The organism is Mesorhizobium sp. P160187 (assembly GCF_057766425.1).
The window spans coordinates 1,436,831-1,455,163 of record NZ_JBYMDX010000003.1; the positions used below are offsets into that span (position 1 = coordinate 1,436,831).

An 18,333-nucleotide genomic window follows, 5' to 3' on the forward strand; every position below is an offset into this window, starting at 1 on the left:
CTTTGCGGATTGGACCCACGTTTCCACCACAGCCTCTATACGAAAAGCAATGGTAACCTCGAGTTTTATACTCCCGTCGAAAGCGGGTTTTCAACAACAAAGATGGTCTGAATCATACCATTCGGCTCAGCGGATCGCGGCTGCCGACGTAGCGTCTCCAAGGCCGAGAAAACCGCCACCCGCGCGCAACAGCGGGTTTCCATAATCACGGCTACATCCGAGAATCGACCGCTTAGATTCAGGAATGTGTGGTTTGTCGTCACGGTTCCATACAATTTGGAAGGCCATTCCCCTACGGCAGGGTAGCGCCAAAATGAAAGGATAAGCGGGCGGGCAAGTTGAAGGCGTACTGATGCCGGATCGGGCTTTGGTCCAGCAACACCCTTTCAGCCTGGCGTCTCGGAAAGGTGCGCGGCAATGGCGCTGACAAAAATCGCGCCGAACTCCTTGAGCTTGGCGGCGCCGACGCCATTCACCCCGGCGAAATCGTCGAGGTCTTGCGGACGACGCTCGGCCATGTCGATCAGTGTACGATCCGAAAACACCACATAGGCCGGCACCTGGCGTTCCTTGGCCAGACGCAGCCGCAGCGTCTTCAGCGTCGCGAGCAGCGACGCATCTACATTTTCGCTCTGGGGGCTCTGCCCGGCACGAGCCGCGCGGCGCGCGGCGCGCGTACGCATCTCGACCCGATACTGGAACGGCACCTCGCCCCGGCCGAGTGCGTGGCCCTTGTCCGCGATGGCCAACCCGCCATGGCCGGCCGGGTCCGGCATCAGGAAACCGTTCGCGACCAGCTGGCGAATCATAGATTGCCAAAAATCCTTCTTGTGCGCGGTGCCATTGCCGAAGGCTGCCAACCTGTGATGCCCCCTTGCCGCGATCTTTTCAGTCTCGTGGCCGATCAGGATGTCGATGACATGGCCGGCGCCGAAGCGCTCGCCACTCTGCGCCACCGCCGCCAGGATGAGGCGCGCCCCGGCGGTGCCGTCGGCGCGCGGCGCCTGTTCCAGGCAATTGTCGCAATTGCCGCAAGGGACCGCCTCTTCACCGAAATAACCGAGCAGCACCTGGCGGCGGCACTCGGCCGTCTCACAATAGCCGATCAGCGTATCGAGCCGGCCATGCGAGCGGCGCTTGTGTTCGACAGCGGCGTCCTCGTCGTCGATGAACATGCGGCGCATGCGGATGTCGCCAAGGCCGTAAAGCATATGCGCCTCCGCCGCCCGGCCGTCGCGACCGGCGCGGCCGATTTCCTGGTAATAGGCTTCGAGGCTGCCCGGCAGGTCGGTGTGGAAGACATACGCGACATCAGGCTTGTCGATCCCCATGCCGAAGGCGATGGTCGCCACCATGACGACGCCCGACAGCGTCATGAAGGCGTTTTGATTCGCATCGCGCGCCTCCTTGCTCATCCCGGCGTGATAGGCGAGCGCGGTCACGCCGTTCTTTTCGAGAAACGCCGCCATCTCTTCGGTCTTCTTGCGCGAGAGGCAATAGACGATGCCGCTGCGTCCCTGATGGCGCCCGATGAAATTGAGCAACTGCCGCTTGCTGTCCTGCTTGGGCTCGATGGCAAGCTTGATGTTGGGCCGGTCGAAGCCAAGCACCTGCGTTTCGACACGCCCGCCAAACAGCCGCGTCTCGATGTCAGCGCGCGTCGTCTCGTCCGCCGTCGCCGTCACCGCAATGATCGGTACGTCGGGAAAGATGCCACGCAGCTGCGACAGGTCTTCATATTCGCGCCGGAACGCCGGCCCCCACTGCGAAATGCAATGCGCCTCGTCGATGGCGATCAGGCTGACATCGAGCCTGGCAAGCGCATCCAGCATCCGCTCGGTCATCAGCCGTTCCGGCGCGAGGTAGAGCAGCCGCGTCTGGCCCGACGCGACGCGGCGCCATGCCGCGACATTGGCATCACGGTCGATCGAGGAATTGATCGTATCGGCGGCGACGCCGGCGAGGCGCAGTGCCGCGACCTGATCCTGCATCAGCGCCACTAGCGGCGAAACGACAATGGTCAGCCCACCCTTGACCAGCGCCGGAACCTGGTAGCACAGCGATTTGCCGGCACCCGTTGGCATGACGGCCAGCACATGGCGGCCGCCAAGCAGCGCCTCCATCACCGCGGCCTGTCCGGGACGGAAATCGTCGAAGCCGAACACGTCCTTGAGGACGCGCCGTTTGGGATCGTGCGTCGGCACGCTTGTCGTCGATATCTGCATCACTGATGTTTTTGCGATCGGCCGCCCGAAGCAGCGGCGTGGACAGAACGATTAGCGCAGCCCCTGCGTGACCACAACAAGCAGCAGCAACACCCCACCGGCGATCGACCTGATTGGCATCGTTAAACCTATCTTCACCATGTTGCGGCACCGTCCAACCCTGCGGCGATGTTTCGAGTACCGCTGCGCCACGAGCGCACAGGCAACAGCCCGCGCCTCCCCAGGAGGCGCGGGTTTCCTGTTTCTGGAATTGCCGAAAAAGGTTCAGGCCAGGAAATCGGCGCGGTGCGGGGTAAAGCTGTCGACCAGGCGCCCGGCCTCCAGCGCCTTGACGCCGTGCACCAGATTGGACGGCACGATGAAGCTGCCGCCGGTCTCGATGGTCGCGGTGCGGCCGTCGATGGTCACCTCGAAGCGACCTTCGGCGACATAGCTGGCCTGGACATGCGGGTGCGAATGCAGTGCGCCGACGCCGCCCTTGTCGAAGCCGAACTCGACCATCATCAGCTCATCGGTGGAGACGAGAACGCGGCGTCTGTTGCCGTCCGGCGTCGGCGTCCAGGCGCTCTCGCCGGGCTGTGCGAAAATCTTGGCTTCAATCATGACCATCTCCTCATCGCGCCAGCCAGCCGCCGTCCACGGAAACCACCGCGCCATGCATATAGTCGGACGCTGGCGCCAGCAGGAACACGGCGGCATCGCCTATGTCTTCCGGCCCGCCCCAACGTCCCGCCGGAATGCGCGCCAGGATGGCAGCACTGCGGTCGGGATCGGCGCGCAACCCCTCGGTGTTGTTGGTTTCGATATAGCCGGGCGCAATCGCGTTGACGTTGATGCCTTTTGCCGCCCATTCGCAGGCCAGCAGCCGGGTTATGCCGAGCGCGCCATGTTTCGACGCGGTGTAGGAGGCGACGCGGATGCCGCCCTGGAAACTCAGCACCGAGGCGATGTTGACGATCTTGCCGCGCCGCCTCGGGTCGGTCAGCACGCGCCTGGCAAAACCCTGGCTGAGAAAGAACAGCGTCTTCAGATTGACGTCGATGACGTCGTCCCAGTCGGCCTCGGAGAAATCGGCCGCATCGGCGCGGCGGATGATGCCGGCATTGTTGACCAGCCCGTCGATCGGGCCGGTCTTTTCCCAGACCTGGTCGAGCATCGCCTTGGCGGCCGCATGGTCGGCCAGATCGCACCGCACCGCCTCGAACTGGCCACCGGCTTCCGCGACTTGTCTTTCCGTGTCGTCCATCGCCGAGCGGCCGACACCGATGACGGTGCCGCCGGCGCGCGCGATCGAGCCGGCGATGCCCTGGCCGATGCCGGTGTTCGCGCCGGTGACCAGGATACGCTTGCCGGCCAGGCTGAAGGAGGAAGGGCCGCTCAACGCAATTCACCCAGCGGCACCGGGTCGACATCGGTGTAGTCGACATTGTCGCCGGCCATCGCCCAGATGAAGGCATAGTTCGAGGTGCCGGCCCCCGAATGGATCGACCAGCCCGGCGACAGCACCGCCTCCTCGTTGGCCATCACCAGATGCCGCGTTTCGTCCGGCTCGCCCATGAAATGGAAGACGCGCGCCGTCTCCGGCAGATCGAAATAGAGATAGGCCTCCATGCGCCGGTCATGCACATGGCAAGGCATGGTGTTCCACACCGAGCCCGGTGCCAGCTGCGTCATGCCGACGACCAGCTGGCAGGTCTTGACGCCATCGGCATGGATGAACTGGAAGATCGAGCGCTCATTGCAGGTTTCCTTGCTGCCGAGGTCGAGCCGCTTGGCGTCGCCGATGCGGATCAGCCGGTTCGGATAGGCGTGATGCGCCGGGGCGCTGAGCAGATAGAATTTGGCCGGCGCTGCCTTGTCGGCTGACGCGAACGCCACGTCGGTGCTGCCCATGCCGAGATAGAGCATGTCGCGCGCCTGCAACTGGTGGATCTCGCCATTTGCCGTCACCGAGCCGGCGCCGCCGATGTTGACGATGATCAGCTCGCGGCGGTCGAGAAAATTCTTGGTGCCCGTGGGCTTGATCGTTTCCAGTGGCAGCGGCGCTGCCGCCGGCACGGCGCCGCCGACGATCATGCGGTCATAATGGGTGTAGGTCAGGCTGACGCGTCCCGGCTGGAACAGGTCGTCAATATGGAAGTTGTGACGCAGCTCGTCGGTTCCCATGGACGCCGCGGCGACCGGGCCGATGGCGAAACGCGAGGTGAATTCGGTATGCGGGTGACTTTGAGTCATTGCTGCTCCAGCTGAATGAATGGCTATTTGGTTGCCGACGCCTTGACCGAGTCGGCGTAGTAGACCTGGCGGGCGTGCAGCCGCTCGCGGTAGCGCTCTTGGCTGGCGGTGAGATGAGCGCGCATCGCCTCGCGCGCGGCTTCGGCGTCGCCTGAGGTGATCGCATTCAGGATCACCAGATGCTCGCGTTGCAGCCCTCGCTGATAGCTGTCGGATTGCACCAGTTCGGTCGACCAGGGCGAGGTCACGTCGCAAGGAATGGCGCGGCGTCCGAGCACATCGAGCATCTCGACATAGAACGGGTTGTTGGTGGCGCTGGCGATTGCCCGGTGGAAGGCGAGATCGGCCGGACCGGTCGGCTCGCTGTTAAGAAGCAGCCGTTCGAATTCGAAGAACGCTTCCTGGATCGCTGCTTCCTGCGCGGCGTTGCGGCGAATGGCGGCGAGCCCGGCCGATTCGATTTCGACGGCCAGGCGCACTTCGAGCACATTGAGCGCGATGGAATCCTTGCTGCCCATGTCGGCGGCGAGCGCGCCGAACATCGTTGAGATGTGCTCGGTGACGAACACGCCTGCGCCCTGGCGCGCCTCGACCAGCCCGTCGGCGGCGAGCTTGGCCAGCGCTTCGCGGATGACGGTGCGGCTGACGCCGAAGGTCTCGGTAAGTTGTCCTTCAGTCGGCAATTTGTAGCCGGGCAGGATCTCGCCCGCCTGCAGCTGCTTGCGGATCGCAGCGACGACGGTCTCCGACAGTTTGGGTTTTCTCTCGACCCTGAGATCAACAGCGCTATCCGATGCCATATCGCACCCCTGTTTGAAGACGTCTATTTGACGACGCCCTATTTGAACACGCTCGGCAACCAGAGCGAAATCGCCGGAATATAGGTGACCAGCCCCAGGACCACGATGCCCGCGCCATAGAACGGCCAGATCGAGCGCATCGCTTCCCAGACCGTAATCTTGCCGACGGCACAGGCGACGAACTGCACCGTGCCGACCGGTGGCGTGTTTAGCCCAATGCCGAGATTGAGGATGGTGATGACGCCGAAATGCACGGGGTCGACGCCGTAATGGGTGACCAGCGGCAGGAAGATCGGCGTGCAGATGATGATCATCGGCCCCATGTCCATGAAGGTACCGAGCAGCAGCATCAGGACGTTGAGCAGAAGCAGCACCACCAGCGGATCGGTGGAGATGGCGTTCATGCCTGCGATCAGCAGCACCGGCACTTTTAGATAGGCCATCAGCCAGCTGAACGAGGCCGCCGTGCCGATGATCAGCAGCACCATCGAGGTCGTGCGCACCGCGCCCTTTGTGGCATGGACGAAATCGCCCCAGGCCATCGACCGATAGACGAAGACGGTGACCAGCAAGGCGTAGATGATGGCGATGCAGGAGCTTTCCGTCGCCGTGAAAATGCCCGAGCGAACGCCGCCGAAGATGATACCGATAAGCAGAAGTCCGGGGATGGCGATGACCGCCAGCTCGCCGACACGCGAGAAGCCGGGAAAGGCCTCGACCGGGTAGCCTCGGCTGCGGGCGACGAAATAGGCAGTGACCATCAGCGAAGCGGCGAACAGCAGGCCAGGCAGGATACCGGCGGTGAACAGGTCGGCGATCGAAATCTTGCCGCCGCCGGCGATCGAATAGATGATCATGTTCTGCGACGGCGGCAGAAGCAGCGCGATCAGCGCCGCCATCGACGTCACGTTGACGGCATAGTCGGCGCCGTAGCCGCGCGCTTTCATCTGCGGGATCATCAGCCCGCCGACGGCAGCGGCTTCCGCCACCGCCGAGCCGGAAATGCCGCCGAACAACGTCGCGGCGATGATGTTGACCTGACCGAGCCCACCGCGGACATGACCGACCAGCGAGCCGGCAAAGGAAACGATGCGTTGCGCGATGCCGCCGCGCACCATCAGATCGCCCGCAAAGATGAAGAACGGAATCGCCATCAGTGAGAACGCCGACATGCCCGACTTCAATTGCTGGAACACCACCAAGGGCGGCAGGCCGAGATAAAGCACGGTGGCGAAGGACGCCGCACCCAGGCAAAAGGCGATCGGCGTGCCGGCAAACATCAAAAGCGTGAAGACGCCAAACAGGATCCAGAGTTCCATCTAGGCCTCCTGCACAGCCGGCATTTCCGGCACTTCCTCGAGATTGATATCCTTGTCGATGTCGGCGCCGGACCAGCGCAGCACGATGCGTTCGGCCGAGAACAGGCAGATCAGAAAGCCGCCGGCGACCAGCGGCAGATAGTCGAAACCGCCGGGAAGCTCGAGCGCCGGGATGATGGTCCGCCAGGTCAGCCCGACCAGCTTGCAGCCGTACCAGACCATGCCGATGCCGAAGCCGAACGCGATCAGGTCGGACAGGGTGCGCAGCGCCCATTTGCTGCCCTTGGGCAGGATATAGAGCAGCACGTCGAAGCCCATATGGTAATTCTCGCGCACGCCGACGGCAGCGCCCAGGAAAATGAACCAGTTCATCAGCATGATGGCGGTGACTTCGGTCCAGCTCGGTGACGCGTTGAGCACGAAGCGGGAAAACACCTGGTAGGCAACAAGCGCGGTCATGGCGACCATCCCGATGCCCGCGAGATAGAGCGCACCGTCGCAAATCTTCGAAAGCACCGCGCTGAAGCGCGGTGGCGCTCCGCTCCTAGCCGTTCCCGCAGTCATCCGATCCTCCCGGTCTTTCCGTCCCCTAAAAGCGATTGGCGGGGCGGCGCCATGCCGCCCCGCCAGAAAATCACTTGGTCGCCTGGATGCGGGTCGCGAGGTCCTTGAGCTCCGGCGTCTTCAGATACTTGTCGTAGACCGGCTTCATCGCATCGATCAGCGGCTGCTTGTCGATCTCGCTGACCTTGACGCCGGCCTTCTCGACGATCTCTCGCGACTTCTTCTCCTGCGCGTCCCACAATTCGCGCATCTTGACGACGCTATCCTTGGCCGCCTGCTTGACGATCGCTTGGTCTTCCGGCGTCAGTCTGTCCCAGCTCGATTTCGACATCACCAGCACTTCCGGCACGATCTGGTGCTGGTCGACGGTATAGTGCTTGGCGACTTCGTAGTGCTTGGCGGATTCGAAGCTGGGCCAGTTGTTCTCGGCGCCGTCGATGACACCGGTTTCGAGCGCCGAATAGACCTCGCCATACGCCATCGGCGTGGCATTTGCGCCAAGCGCGTTGACCATATCGACGAACACGTCGGACTGGATGACGCGGAACTTCATGCCTTTCAGATCGGCGATCGAGGTGATGTCCTTCTTGGTGTTGTAGAAGGAACGGGCGCCGGAATCGTAGAAGGCAAGGCCGACCAGATCATGCGTCTCGAAGGCCTTGAGGATCTCGTCGCCGATCGGCCCGTCCATGACATGGCGCATGTGCTCGACCGAACGGAACATGTAGGGCAGCGACGGCACCGCGGTTTCCGGCACGATGCCGTTGAACGGACCCATCGAGACGCGGTTCAGATCGATGACACCGGTCTGCGTCTGCTCGATCGTGTCCTTTTCCTCGCCGAGCTGCGCCGAATGATAGACCTCGACCGAATAGCGGCCGGCGGTGCGCTCCTTGATGAGCTCGCCGAGATATTTGACCGCCTCGACAGTCGGATACCCGTCCGGATGGGTGTCGGCCGAGCGCAGTACGGTCTGGGCGCCGGCAACGCCGATCATCAGCGAGCCGAAGGCGAATGTGGCTGCCACCAGTTTTGAAAAATGCAACATGACTGTCTTCCTCCCTTTTAAAATTCCACGCGCCCGGCTCACAGCCGGTACGCCTTCTTGGCAAGCGTGTAGGCAAGCTCCCGCGCCAGCTCATGCGCCTCGTCCTCACGCAGCCGGTGCTCGGCGACGAGACGGGCGAGAAAGGCGCAGTCAACCCGGCGCGCCACATCGTGACGGGCGGGAATCGACGGAAAGGCACGGGTGTCATCGTTGAAGCCGACGGTGTTGTAGAAGCCGGCGGTCTCGGTGGTCATCTCGCGGAACCGGCGCATGCCTTCCGGACTGTCGTGGAACCACCAGGCCGGCCCGAGCTTCAACGCCGGATAGACGCCGGCCAGCGGCGCCAGTTCGCGCGCGTAGCTGGTCTCGTCGAGCGTGAACAGAATGATGGAGAGGTCGCGCTCCAGCCCGACGCAGTCGAGCAAGGGTTTGAGCGCCGCGGCATAGTCGGTGCGGGTCGGAATATCGAAGCCTTTGTCGCGGCCGAATTTTTGGAAAACACCAGGCGAGTGGTTGCGCCATGAGCCGGGATGGATCTGCATGACCAGCCCGTCGTCGCGGCTCATCTTGGCCATTTCGGTCAGCATCTGGGCGCGAAACAGTTTGCGCTCGCGCTCGTCGTCCGAGCCGCGGCGGATGCGGTTGAACAGCTCTTCCGCCGCCGCATCGGAAAGATTGGCGGCCTCGGCCGTCGGATGGCCGTGATCCGACGAGGTTGCGCCGAAACTTTTGAAGAAGGCGCGGCGCTGGCGATGCGCGTCGAGATAGCCGACCCATGTGCCGGTGTCGCAGCCGGCGATCTCGCCCAGGCGATCGAGATTGGCAGAAAATCCTTCGAAGTCGGGATCGACGACGGCATCCGGCCTGTAGGCAGTGATGACGCGGCCCTGCCAGCCGCTGTCGCGGATCGTCTTGTGCCATTGGAGATCGTCGAGTGCGCCCTCGGTCGTCGCGATGACCTCGATGTTGAAGCGCTCGAACAGCGCGCGTGGGCGATAATCGTCGCGCTGCAAAAGCGCCGCGATGGTGTCGTAATGGCGGCTAGCGGTGCTGGCGTTGAGCGGCTCTTCGATGCCGAACAGATGCTCGAGCACATGGTCGAGCCACAACCGCGTCGGCGTGCCGCGGAAGAGGTAATAGTGCTCGGCGAAGCGCCGCCAGATCGCCCTGGGATCGGTCTCGACCGGCGAGCCGTCGAGGGTCGGGACGCCGAGATCTTCCAGCCGCACGCCCTGGCTGAACAGCATACGGAAAATGTAGTGGTCGGGCACCACCAGCAATTGCGCGGGATCGGGGAATGGCTCGTTGAGCGCATACCAACGCGGATCGGTGTGGCCGTGCGGGCTGATGATCGGCAGGTCCTTGATGCCGGCATGGAGATCGCGCGCGATCGACAGCGCGCGCCCTTCGGCGGCAAAAAGCAGATCCGGATCGGTCAGTCCCGCCACGTCGTTCCTCCCAGGGGCGATATCGGTAGGATTGGAAAGAAATAATGTCAACATACAAAAACTGGATTGTTGTATGATGACTTTTAGCCGGCGTCAGGTCATTGTGCGGCGGAAGAGCGGATGTTACGCCGCTAGCAGATCCCGCCCCGCACACCATCCAGCGACAAGCCGCGCCATGACCAGCAGACGCCTTTCCAATGCAACAGTGCAATCCTTGCCGGCCTCGGTCGCAGTCCCCCCCTATGATCGCGCCAGTGTCGCCCCAGGGATCGTCCATCTCGGCGTTGGAGCCTTCCACCGTGCCCATCAGGCCGCCTATGTCGATGACTGCCTGGCGGCCGGCGAGACCGGCTGGGGCATTGTCGGCGTCTCGCTGCGCAGCCCCGACACGCGCGATGCGCTGACGCCACAGGACGGGCTCTACACGCTGGCGGTGCGCGGCAGCGATGGCGAAGCGCTGCACATTATCGGCTCGATCCAGTCGATGCTGGTCGCGCCGGAAGACCCCGGCGCGGTGCTGGCCGCGCTGACCGACCCGCGCACCCGCATCGTCACCCTGACCATCACCGAAAAGGCCTATCTCAGGGCCGCCGACGGCAGCCTCGACGAAAACCATCCCGATATCGTCCACGATCTGGGCAATCCCGGATCTCCCAGGACAGCGCATGGATTCCTGGCGGAAGCGCTGGTGCGACGCCGGGCCGCCGGCACGCCGCCCTTCACCGTGCTTTGCTGCGACAACCTGCCGGCCAATGGCGCCACGCTGCAGCGGCTGCTGGTCGGGTTTGCAAAACTGCGCGATGCCGGCGCTGCTGCTTCAGGCGACGCTGCCCTCGCCGGTCATATAGCCGATGATGTTGCATTCCCATCGAGCATGGTCGACCGCATCGTGCCGGCAACCACCGATGCCGACCGGGCGCGCATCGCGGTCGAACTCGGCCTCGAGGACGCCTGGCCGGTGATGACCGAACCGTTCCGGCAATGGGTGATCGAAAACAGGTTTCCAGCCGGCCGCCCGGCCTGGGAGAAATTCGGCGTCACCATGGTCGAGGATGTCCGGCCGTTCGAGGACATGAAGCTTCGGCTGCTCAACGGCGCCCATTCGGGCATCGCCTATATCGGCCTGCTCAGCGGCCACGTCACCGTCGACCGCGCCTTCGCGGATCCCGCGATCCGCGCGTTCGTCGACCGGCTCTGGGCCGAGGCCATCCCGACATTGCCTGGGGATGCCGGGCTCGACACGTCAGCCTATACGGCCGAACTTGCCGAACGTTTCTCCAACACCGCGCTGGCCCACCGCACCGCGCAGATCGCCAATGACGGCAGCCAGAAATTGCCGCAGCGCATTGTCGCTACCGCCATCGAGTGCATACAGGCCGGCCTGGTCCCGGAGCATCTGACGCTGGTGATCGCCGCCTGGATCGCCGCCTGCGAGGCGCGCGGCAAGGACCTGCCGGAAGCCCACTTTACCGATCCGCTCGACGCCGCGTTGGCGGCGCTCGGAGCGCAGCCGACGCTGGAACGGGTGGTGACGGTGTTTGACCTCGCCGGCTTCGCCAGCGGCAGCCCCGAGCGCCAGACGCTGATCGAACTGGTTGCCGCCCATCGCGAGCATATCCTGCAAGGCGGGGTGGCGCTCGCGCTCGCGGCACTGGGTGTACCGGGAAAGACCAGGTGACCTGACGTCGCCTGGATACAAAAAGCCGGGCTTAAGCCCGGCCTGTTTCATACCTTTGCCCGACCATTACCCCTCGGATCACGTCCAATCATTCTGCGGCTTACGCCGGCAGCAGCGCGCCTTCGAGCGTGGTAAGCTGGCTAAGGAACTGCTCCGCCTTGCTGCGGCTCTGGTCGTCCTTGGCGTCGGCGGCGTCTTCCTTGGCTTCCTGGATGCGGCGGGCGAGATCGGCGCGGTCGATATCGCCGACGGCGACCGCCGATTCGGCCAGCAGCGTGCAGCCGGCAGGGACGATGTCGGCAAAGCCGCCGAACACCACATAGCGTTCTTCCTTGCCGCCGGCGGTCTTCAGCGTGACGACGCCCGGCTTGATCGTGGTCATGACTGGCGCATGGTGCGCCATGACTGTCATTTCACCTTCGGCGCCTGGAATGACGACGGACTCGACCTGCTCGGAAACCAGGAGGCGCTCCGGCGAGACCAGTTCGAACTTGAAAGCTTCAGCCATGTCAATTTAGTGAGTAGGGAATAGTGAGTAGGGAGTAGGGAGAGGACAGCTGTCCTGATCACCCGGCCGCTATTCACTACTGACTACTGACTACTCCCTATTGCCTTGATTACGCTGCTTCAGCCGCCAGGCGCTGAGCCTTCTCGACCGCTTCGTCGATGCCGCCGACCATGTAGAAGGCGGCTTCCGGCAGGTGATCGTAGTCGCCGTTGCAGAGGCCCTTGAAGCCCTTGATTGTGTCGGCGAGGTCGACCAGCTTGCCCGGCGCACCCGTAAACACTTCGGCGACGAAGAACGGCTGCGACAGGAAGCGCTCGATCTTGCGGGCGCGGGCCACCGTCTGCTTGTCCTCTTCCGACAGCTCATCCATGCCAAGGATGGCGATAATGTCCTGCAGCGACTTATAGCGCTGGAGGATCGACTGCACCTGGCGGGCGACGGCATAGTGCTCCTCGCCGACGACCAGCGGATCGAGCATGCGCGAGGTCGAGTCGAGCGGATCGACGGCGGGGTAGATGCCCTTTTCCGAGATCGCGCGGTTGAGCACGGTCGTCGCGTCCAGGTGGGCGAACGAGGTCGCAGGCGCCGGGTCGGTCAAATCGTCGGCCGGCACGTAGATCGCCTGCACCGAAGTGATCGAACCCTTGGTCGTTGTGGTGATGCGTTCCTGCAGCGCACCCATGTCGGTGGCCAGCGTTGGTTGGTAACCCACGGCCGAAGGAATACGGCCGAGCAGCGCCGACACTTCAGAACCGGCCTGCGTGAAGCGGAAGATGTTGTCGACGAAGAACAGCACGTCCTGGCCCTGGTCGCGGAAATATTCGGCGACCGTCAGGCCGGTCAGGCCGACGCGGGCACGCGCGCCCGGCGGCTCGTTCATCTGGCCATAGACCAGTGCCGCCTTGGAGCCTTCGCCGCCGCCCTTCTTGTTGACGCCGGACTCGATGAACTCGTGATAAAGATCGTTGCCCTCGCGGGTGCGCTCGCCGACGCCGGCGAAGACCGAGAAGCCGCCATGCGCCTTGGCGACGTTGTTGATCAGCTCCTGGATCAGAACCGTCTTGCCGACGCCGGCGCCGCCGAACAGGCCGATCTTGCCTCCGCGGGCGTAGGGCGCCAGAAGGTCGAGCACCTTGATGCCGGTGATCAGGATCTGCGCTTCCGTCGACTGTTCGACATAGGTAGGCGCCGGCTGGTGGATGGCGCGCATCTCGATGCCGTCGACCGGGCCTTCTTCGTCGACCGGCTCGCCGATGACGTTGATGATGCGGCCGAGCATGCCCGGGCCGACCGGAACGGTGATCGGCGCGCCGGTGTCATAGACGTCCTGGCCGCGAACCAGGCCTTCGGTGGAATCCATGGCGATACAGCGCACGGTGTTTTCGCCCAGATGCTGGGCAACTTCGAGCACCAGGCGGTTGCCGACATTGGAGGTTTCGATGGCGTTCAAAATGGCCGGCAGATGATCGCCGAACTGCACGTCGACGACGGCGCCGATGACCTGGCGAACCTTGCCGATGGCGCCGGTCTTCTTGACGGCAACGCTCGTCGTCTTCACTGCCGGAGCCGCGGCCTTGGCGGGCGCGGCCGCCTTCTTGGCCGGAGCGGCCTTCGCCGCTGCTGCCGGAGCCTTTGCGGCCGCCTTGGGGGCCGTCTTCGCGGGGGTCGCTGCTTTCGCCATCGTCTTTACCCTTCTCGTCCTTTGTTTCTCACGCTCCATCAGAAGGTCGATGACCTCCTGGCGGTCGCGCCTAGAGCGCTTCGGCGCCCGAAATGATTTCGATCAGTTCCTTGGTGATCTGCGCCTGCCGCTGGCGGTTATAGGTGATCGACAGTTTGTTGATCATGTCGCCGGCATTGCGCGTTGCATTGTCCATGGCGCTCATTTTGGCGCCCATCTCGCCGGCTGCGTTTTCGAGCAGCGCGCGGAAGACCTGGACCGAGATGTTGCGCGGAATGAGGTCGGTGAGGATCTCGCCCGGCTCCGGCTCGTATTCGTAGACGGCATTGCCACCCGCGGTCGCTTCGGCGGGAGCGGAGGCCACGCCGGCAGGAATGATCTGCTGCGCGGTCGGAATCTGGCTGATCACCGACTTGAACTGCGAATAAAACAGCGTGCAGATATCGAAGCCGCCTTCGCCGAACAGATGGATGATCTTACGGGCGATGGCATCGGCATTGACGAAGCCGAGCTTCTTGACATCGCGCAGGTCGACGCGGTCGATAATGAGCGAGGCATAGTCTCGGCGCAGAATGTCGAAACCCTTCTTGCCGACGCAGATGATCTTGACCTGCTTGCCGTCGGCCAGCAGCCGGCGGATATGGTCGCGGGCCAGACGTGCAATCTGCGAGTTGAAGCCGCCGCAAAGGCCGCGCTCGGCGGTGCAGACGACGAGCAGATGCACATCGTCCTTGCCGGTGCCGGTCATCAGTGCCGGGGCATCGCCGCCGCCGCCGATCGCCTGCGTGATATTGGCCAGCACCGCACCCATCCGCTCGGAATAGGGACGCGCCGCTTCCGCCGCTTCCTGCGCGCGGCGCAGCTTCGCCGCGGCGACCATCTGCATCGCCTTGGTGATCTTCTGCGTCGCCTTGACCGAGGCGATACGGTTACGAAGGTCTTTTAATGAAGGCATGCTTCAAACCTGATCCCGAGCGTCCGGCTTCTTCTCAAGCGAAGGTCTTGGCGAAGGCGTCGATCTCGGCCTTCAGCTTGGCGCGCAGATCGTCCGACAGCGCCTTTTCCTTGCGGATGCCGTCCAGCACGTCCTTGCCGGCCGAGCGCATATGGCTGAGCAGACCATGCTCGAACTTGCCGACGTGGTTCAGCGCCAGCTTGTCGAGATAGCCGTTGACGCCGGCGAAGATCACCGTGACCTGCTCCTCGACCTTGAGCGGCGAGAACTGCGGCTGCTTCAACAGTTCGGTCAGGCGCGAGCCGCGGTTGAGCAGGCGCTGCGTGGCGGCGTCGAGATCGGAGCCGAACTGCGCGAACGCAGCCATTTCGCGGTACTGCGCCAGCTCTCCCTTGATCGAGCCGGCGACCTGCTTCATCGCCTTGATCTGCGCCGACGAACCGACGCGCGACACCGACAGGCCTACGTTGACCGCCGGACGGATGCCTTGGAAGAACAGGTTGGTTTCGAGGAAGATCTGGCCGTCGGTGATCGAGATCACGTTGGTCGGGATGTAGGCCGACACGTCGTTGGCCTGCGTCTCGATGATCGGCAGCGCGGTCAGCGAACCGCCACCCAGATCGTCGTTGAGCTTGGCGGCGCGCTCGAGCAGGCGCGAATGCAGGTAGAACACGTCGCCCGGATAGGCTTCGCGACCCGGCGGGCGGCGCAGCAAGAGCGACATCTGGCGATAGGCGACGGCCTGCTTCGACAGATCGTCATAGCTGATCAGCGCATGCATGCCGTTGTCGCGGAAATATTCGCCCATGGTGGCGCCGGTGAACGGCGCCAGGAACTGCATCGGCGCCGGATCGGAAGCTGTGGCGGCGACGATGATCGAATATTCAAGGGCGCCGCGCTCTTCGAGAACCTTCACGAACTGCGCGACCGTCGAGCGCTTCTGCCCGATGGCGACGTAGACGCAGTAGAGCTTTTCCTTTTCCGGCCCGTTGTCGTGCACGGCCTTCTGGTTGAGCATCGTGTCGAGGATGATCGCGGTCTTGCCGGTCTGGCGATCGCCGATGACCAGCTCGCGCTGGCCGCGGCCAACGGGGATCAGCGCATCGATGGCCTTGAGGCCGGTCGACATCGGCTCGTTGACCGACTTGCGCGGGATGATGCCTGGCGCCTTGACGTCGACGCGCTTGCGTTCGGTCGCCTTGATCGGGCCCTTGCCGTCGATCGGATTGCCGAGCGCGTCGACGACGCGGCCGAGCAGGCCCATGCCGACAGGCGTATCGACGATGGCGCCGGTGCGCTTGACGATGTCGCCTTCCTTGATGTCGCGGTCGGCGCCGAAGATGACGACGCCGACATTGTCGGCTTCGAGGTTGAGCGCCATGCCGCGGATGCCGCCGGGGAACTCGACCATTTCGCCGGCCTGGACATTGTCGAGGCCGTAGACGCGAGCGATACCGTCACCGACGGACAGCACCTGGCCGACTTCGGAGACCTCGGCCTCCTTGCCGAAATTCTTGATCTGGTCTTTGAGAATTGCGGAAATTTCCGCGGCGCGGATGTCCATCAGCCGACCTCTTTCAGTGCAAGCTTGAGCGAATTGAGTTTGGTTTTGAGCGACGTATCGATCTGGCGCGAGCCCATCTTGACCACCAGCCCGCCGAGCAGCGACGGATCGACGGTAACAGTGATGGCCACGTCCTTGCCGGCGACGCTTTTCAGCGCGGCCTTGAGTTCCGTCTGCTGGGCAGCCGTCAGTTCATGCGCCGAAGTGACCTCGGCTGATGTCTCACCGCGCTGTTCGGCAGAGATCCGGCGAAATGCCTTGATCATGCCGGGCACCGCGAAGAGCCGGCGGTTGCGGGCGACGACGCGCAGGAAATTGCCGGTCAGGCCAGTGATGCCGGCTTTGTCGGCGATCGACGCGATTGCCTTGGCCTGGTCCTCGCTGGAGAACACCGGGCTGTTGATGAGGCGCGTCAGGTCGGCGCTGTCATCCAGCATCTTGGCGAAACTGTTGAGGTCGGCCTCGACCTTGGCCACCGAATTCGACTGCCGCGCAAGTTCGAACAGCGAACCCGCGTAGCGTTCTGCGACACCCGAGATTGGCGATGACGATTGAGCCACGGACCGTCTTTTCTCTTGTCTGAGGGGCCGCAGATTGTTGGCGCGAGCAAAAACTCTGGCTAAATCTTTGACCTTACTAAGTTTTTCCAAGCACGGAGGCGCGGCTTCCGCTATCCCCGGCCGAAAGTCGATTGCCGTCTAGCACAGGCATTTTAAGACCGCAATGCGTCGTTCCGCATGCTTTTCGGGCACTATTGTCGCATCCGGCCGTAGAGTTCAACCGAAGCCTTTGGATTGGCTGCCGATTCAGGGCAGAAAGCCGAAGACGAAGGCGAGCGGCAACGCGGCCAGGACGAGTTCGACGACGATCGACGCCCAGTTGAAAGGCGTGTTGGCGCCGTCCGACATCATCGACAGCAAACGGCCAAAAGCGGTGAACAGCCAGGAAAAGCCGAGTGCCATATAGAGCCACGGCTGCGCCAACAGAATGCAGCACAGGCTGACGCCGAGATAGAAGCCCGACATCCGGCCGCGCCCTTCCGCGATTGCCGCTGCCCTTTCGGGCCGGACCTGCAGCCGCAGAATCCGAAATGCCAGCCCTGGCGCGAGGAAAAACAGCAGACCGAGCGCCAAGGTGACCACGGCGCTGGACCAAGCCAGCCATTCGCCTTCGCTGGTCGGCCACGGAAACGCAAATTCCATCTTGCTTTCATCCCCTCACAGCAATGCCGGATGCATTGAATGTCGCTGCAAAAAGAAGTCAAGCGCGCGGCAGTTTTGGCACGCAATTCGTGAAGGAGCGGAAGGCTGTTTAGGCCGCGCGCGCGTCCGGCCAGCATCGTGGCCAACCTGTATTATCAGGCGACGCCTCCCTCCTATCTGCAGGACCGGTTTTGCACAGCCAAAGGCCCCGACACCGATCGCCTTTATTTCCTGACCGGGCACCTCAATCTGGCCGGCACGGAAGCAGATCGATGGAAGCTGAAAGTGGTCGGCAGCGGCAATGTCGCCGTGGCCGCCCAGCCCTGATCTCTGTTTTGGCCCTTCAGGGCAGCATGAATGCGACCGCCGCCTCAGCATGGATGCGCGTGGTGTCGAACACCGGAATGTCGAAATCGCGCTCGCCAATCAACATGGTGATCTCGGTGCAGCCCATGATGACGCCATCGATCTTCTCATCGCGTCGCAGACGGGCCACCTCGTCGATATAGGCCGCCTTCGATGCCGCGCTGACGATGCCCTGGCAGAGCTCGTCGTAGATTACCTGGTGCACCATGTCGCGCCCGGCCTGGTTCGGCACCACGGGCTGCAGCCCGTATTTCTCCGTCAGCCGGCCTTTGTAGAAATCCTGCTCCATGGTGAAGCGGGTCGCCAGCAGCGCCGGCCGCTTGACGCCGGCGCCCTTGACCGCGACGGCCGTGGCGTCGGCAATGTGGATAAGCGGGATCGACACCGCCGCCTGCACCCGGTCGGCGAGCTTGTGCATGGTGTTGGTGCAGATCAAAAGCCCCTCTGCGCCGCCCGCCTCCAGCTTGCGCGCCGCATCCGCCAGCAGCACGCCCGCACTGTCCCAGTCGCCATGATGCTGCCGGTCGGCGATTTCGGCGAAGTCGAAGGAATAGAGCAACAGCTTTGCCGAATGCAGCCCGCTCAGCCGCTCGCGCACGATCTCGTTGAGCAGGCGATAATAGATCGCCGTCGATTCCCAGCTCATGCCGCCGATGAGGCCAAGGGTTTTCATGCGCTGAGCCTCCAGCAGGACCGAACGATCTCTCTCACAGAAAAGCTTTACGGGTCGATGTCAACCT

Annotated in this window: 18 protein-coding genes; 2 read left to right on the top strand and 16 right to left on the bottom strand. The window is 63.4% G+C overall.

Annotation, left to right across the window (positions count from 1 at the left end):
- Nucleotides 1-386 precede the first annotated feature (386 nt).
- The 9 genes from recQ to uxaC form a co-directional block, all read right to left on the bottom strand.
- A complete protein-coding gene (gene recQ, locus AC3CCE_RS10385; protein WP_352623834.1) occupies nt 387-2,225 on the bottom strand; it encodes a DNA helicase RecQ in 1,839 nt (612 codons plus the stop codon).
- A gap of 264 nt (nt 2,226-2,489) precedes the next feature.
- Entirely contained in the window at nt 2,490-2,828 is a 339-nt protein-coding gene (locus tag AC3CCE_RS10390; protein ID WP_023684110.1) for a cupin domain-containing protein, read from the bottom strand.
- A 10-nt stretch (nt 2,829-2,838) separates the two neighbouring features.
- Nucleotides 2,839-3,606 (bottom strand): 2-dehydro-3-deoxy-D-gluconate 5-dehydrogenase KduD, encoded by a 768-nt coding sequence (gene kduD, locus AC3CCE_RS10395; protein WP_352623786.1) that lies wholly within the window; start codon nt 3,604-3,606, stop codon nt 2,839-2,841.
- Complete coding sequence (gene kduI / locus AC3CCE_RS10400) at nt 3,603-4,460, bottom strand: 5-dehydro-4-deoxy-D-glucuronate isomerase (protein ID WP_352623788.1); 858 nt, start codon at nt 4,458-4,460, stop codon at nt 3,603-3,605. The genes kduD and kduI overlap by 4 nt, the downstream gene beginning before the upstream one ends.
- A gap of 23 nt (nt 4,461-4,483) precedes the next feature.
- Nucleotides 4,484-5,260 carry a FadR/GntR family transcriptional regulator gene (locus AC3CCE_RS10405; RefSeq protein WP_023668680.1) on the bottom strand — a complete coding sequence of 259 codons (777 nt, stop codon included), beginning with the start codon at nt 5,258-5,260 and terminating at the stop codon, nt 4,484-4,486.
- A gap of 38 nt (nt 5,261-5,298) precedes the next feature.
- Nucleotides 5,299-6,579 carry a TRAP transporter large permease gene (locus tag AC3CCE_RS10410; protein ID WP_023715912.1) on the bottom strand — a complete coding sequence of 427 codons (1,281 nt, stop codon included), beginning with the start codon at nt 6,577-6,579 and terminating at the stop codon, nt 5,299-5,301.
- Nucleotides 6,580-7,143 (bottom strand): TRAP transporter small permease, encoded by a 564-nt coding sequence (locus AC3CCE_RS10415; RefSeq protein ID WP_023715911.1) that lies wholly within the window; start codon nt 7,141-7,143, stop codon nt 6,580-6,582. It abuts the gene before it with no gap.
- Between the two features lie 70 nt (nt 7,144-7,213).
- Nucleotides 7,214-8,191 (bottom strand): TRAP transporter substrate-binding protein, encoded by a 978-nt coding sequence (locus tag AC3CCE_RS10420; protein ID WP_023668677.1) that lies wholly within the window; start codon nt 8,189-8,191, stop codon nt 7,214-7,216.
- Nucleotides 8,192-8,229: 38 nt separating this feature from the next.
- On the bottom strand, nt 8,230-9,639 hold the full coding sequence (gene uxaC, locus AC3CCE_RS10425) for a glucuronate isomerase (RefSeq protein ID WP_352623791.1): 1,410 nt from the start codon (nt 9,637-9,639) through the stop codon (nt 8,230-8,232).
- A 175-nt stretch (nt 9,640-9,814) separates the two neighbouring features.
- Here uxaC and AC3CCE_RS10430 point away from each other — a divergent pair, with 175 nt between their 5' ends.
- Nucleotides 9,815-11,317, top strand: a complete 1,503-nt coding sequence (locus tag AC3CCE_RS10430) for a mannitol dehydrogenase family protein (RefSeq protein ID WP_352623793.1) — start codon at nt 9,815-9,817, stop codon at nt 11,315-11,317.
- A gap of 100 nt (nt 11,318-11,417) precedes the next feature.
- Here AC3CCE_RS10430 and AC3CCE_RS10435 read toward each other — a convergent pair whose 3' ends face one another.
- The 6 genes from AC3CCE_RS10435 to AC3CCE_RS10460 all read right to left on the bottom strand — a co-directional run bounded on the left by AC3CCE_RS10435 (nt 11,418) and on the right by AC3CCE_RS10460 (nt 17,227).
- The gene (locus AC3CCE_RS10435; RefSeq protein WP_023668674.1) at nt 11,418-11,825 is read right to left on the bottom strand and encodes a F0F1 ATP synthase subunit epsilon; all 408 of its coding nucleotides are present in this window, start codon (nt 11,823-11,825) and stop codon (nt 11,418-11,420) included.
- A 109-nt stretch (nt 11,826-11,934) separates the two neighbouring features.
- On the bottom strand, nt 11,935-13,506 hold the full coding sequence (atpD, locus tag AC3CCE_RS10440) for a F0F1 ATP synthase subunit beta (protein ID WP_023698224.1): 1,572 nt from the start codon (nt 13,504-13,506) through the stop codon (nt 11,935-11,937).
- Between the two features lie 70 nt (nt 13,507-13,576).
- Nucleotides 13,577-14,461 carry a F0F1 ATP synthase subunit gamma gene (locus tag AC3CCE_RS10445; protein ID WP_023668672.1) on the bottom strand — a complete coding sequence of 295 codons (885 nt, stop codon included), beginning with the start codon at nt 14,459-14,461 and terminating at the stop codon, nt 13,577-13,579.
- 34 nt (nt 14,462-14,495) lie between these two features.
- On the bottom strand, nt 14,496-16,025 hold the full coding sequence (gene atpA, locus AC3CCE_RS10450) for a F0F1 ATP synthase subunit alpha (protein WP_352623796.1): 1,530 nt from the start codon (nt 16,023-16,025) through the stop codon (nt 14,496-14,498).
- Entirely contained in the window at nt 16,025-16,585 is a 561-nt protein-coding gene (locus AC3CCE_RS10455) for a F0F1 ATP synthase subunit delta (RefSeq protein WP_023732973.1), read from the bottom strand. The genes atpA and AC3CCE_RS10455 overlap by 1 nt, the downstream gene beginning before the upstream one ends.
- A gap of 246 nt (nt 16,586-16,831) precedes the next feature.
- Nucleotides 16,832-17,227, bottom strand: coding sequence for an AGROH133_08824 family phage infection protein (locus tag AC3CCE_RS10460; RefSeq protein ID WP_023712021.1), 396 nt, complete (start codon nt 17,225-17,227; stop codon nt 16,832-16,834).
- A gap of 138 nt (nt 17,228-17,365) precedes the next feature.
- Here AC3CCE_RS10460 and AC3CCE_RS10465 point away from each other — a divergent pair, with 138 nt between their 5' ends.
- The gene (locus tag AC3CCE_RS10465; RefSeq protein WP_023668668.1) at nt 17,366-17,554 is read left to right on the top strand and encodes a hypothetical protein; all 189 of its coding nucleotides are present in this window, start codon (nt 17,366-17,368) and stop codon (nt 17,552-17,554) included.
- A 16-nt stretch (nt 17,555-17,570) separates the two neighbouring features.
- Here AC3CCE_RS10465 and AC3CCE_RS10470 read toward each other — a convergent pair whose 3' ends face one another.
- Complete coding sequence (locus AC3CCE_RS10470) at nt 17,571-18,266, bottom strand: aspartate/glutamate racemase family protein (protein ID WP_352623799.1); 696 nt, start codon at nt 18,264-18,266, stop codon at nt 17,571-17,573.
- Nucleotides 18,267-18,333: the final 67 nt, after the last annotated feature.

Bases quoted from the DNA above. Each gene is read 5' to 3' on its own strand.
- AC3CCE_RS10435 (WP_023668674.1), bottom strand. From the start codon at position 11,825: ATGGCTGAAGCTTTCAAGTTCGAACTGGTCTCGCCGGAGCGCCTCCTG.
- AC3CCE_RS10445 (WP_023668672.1), bottom strand. From the start codon at position 14,461: ATGCCTTCATTAAAAGACCTTCGTAACCGTATCGCCTCGGTCAAGGCG.
- AC3CCE_RS10460 (WP_023712021.1), bottom strand. From the start codon at position 17,227: ATGGAATTTGCGTTTCCGTGGCCGACCAGCGAAGGCGAATGGCTGGCT.
- AC3CCE_RS10420 (WP_023668677.1), bottom strand. From the start codon at position 8,191: ATGTTGCATTTTTCAAAACTGGTGGCAGCCACATTCGCCTTCGGCTCG.
- kduI (WP_352623788.1), bottom strand. From the start codon at position 4,460: ATGACTCAAAGTCACCCGCATACCGAATTCACCTCGCGTTTCGCCATC.
- AC3CCE_RS10415 (WP_023715911.1), bottom strand. From the start codon at position 7,143: ATGACTGCGGGAACGGCTAGGAGCGGAGCGCCACCGCGCTTCAGCGCG.
- atpD (WP_023698224.1), bottom strand. From the start codon at position 13,506: ATGGCGAAAGCAGCGACCCCCGCGAAGACGGCCCCCAAGGCGGCCGCA.
- AC3CCE_RS10470 (WP_352623799.1), bottom strand. From the start codon at position 18,266: ATGAAAACCCTTGGCCTCATCGGCGGCATGAGCTGGGAATCGACGGCG.
- AC3CCE_RS10405 (WP_023668680.1), bottom strand. From the start codon at position 5,260: ATGGCATCGGATAGCGCTGTTGATCTCAGGGTCGAGAGAAAACCCAAA.
- recQ (WP_352623834.1), bottom strand. From the start codon at position 2,225: ATGCAGATATCGACGACAAGCGTGCCGACGCACGATCCCAAACGGCGC.
- AC3CCE_RS10430 (WP_352623793.1), top strand. From the start codon at position 9,815: ATGACCAGCAGACGCCTTTCCAATGCAACAGTGCAATCCTTGCCGGCC.
- AC3CCE_RS10390 (WP_023684110.1), bottom strand. From the start codon at position 2,828: ATGATTGAAGCCAAGATTTTCGCACAGCCCGGCGAGAGCGCCTGGACG.
- AC3CCE_RS10410 (WP_023715912.1), bottom strand. From the start codon at position 6,579: ATGGAACTCTGGATCCTGTTTGGCGTCTTCACGCTTTTGATGTTTGCC.
- atpA (WP_352623796.1), bottom strand. From the start codon at position 16,025: ATGGACATCCGCGCCGCGGAAATTTCCGCAATTCTCAAAGACCAGATC.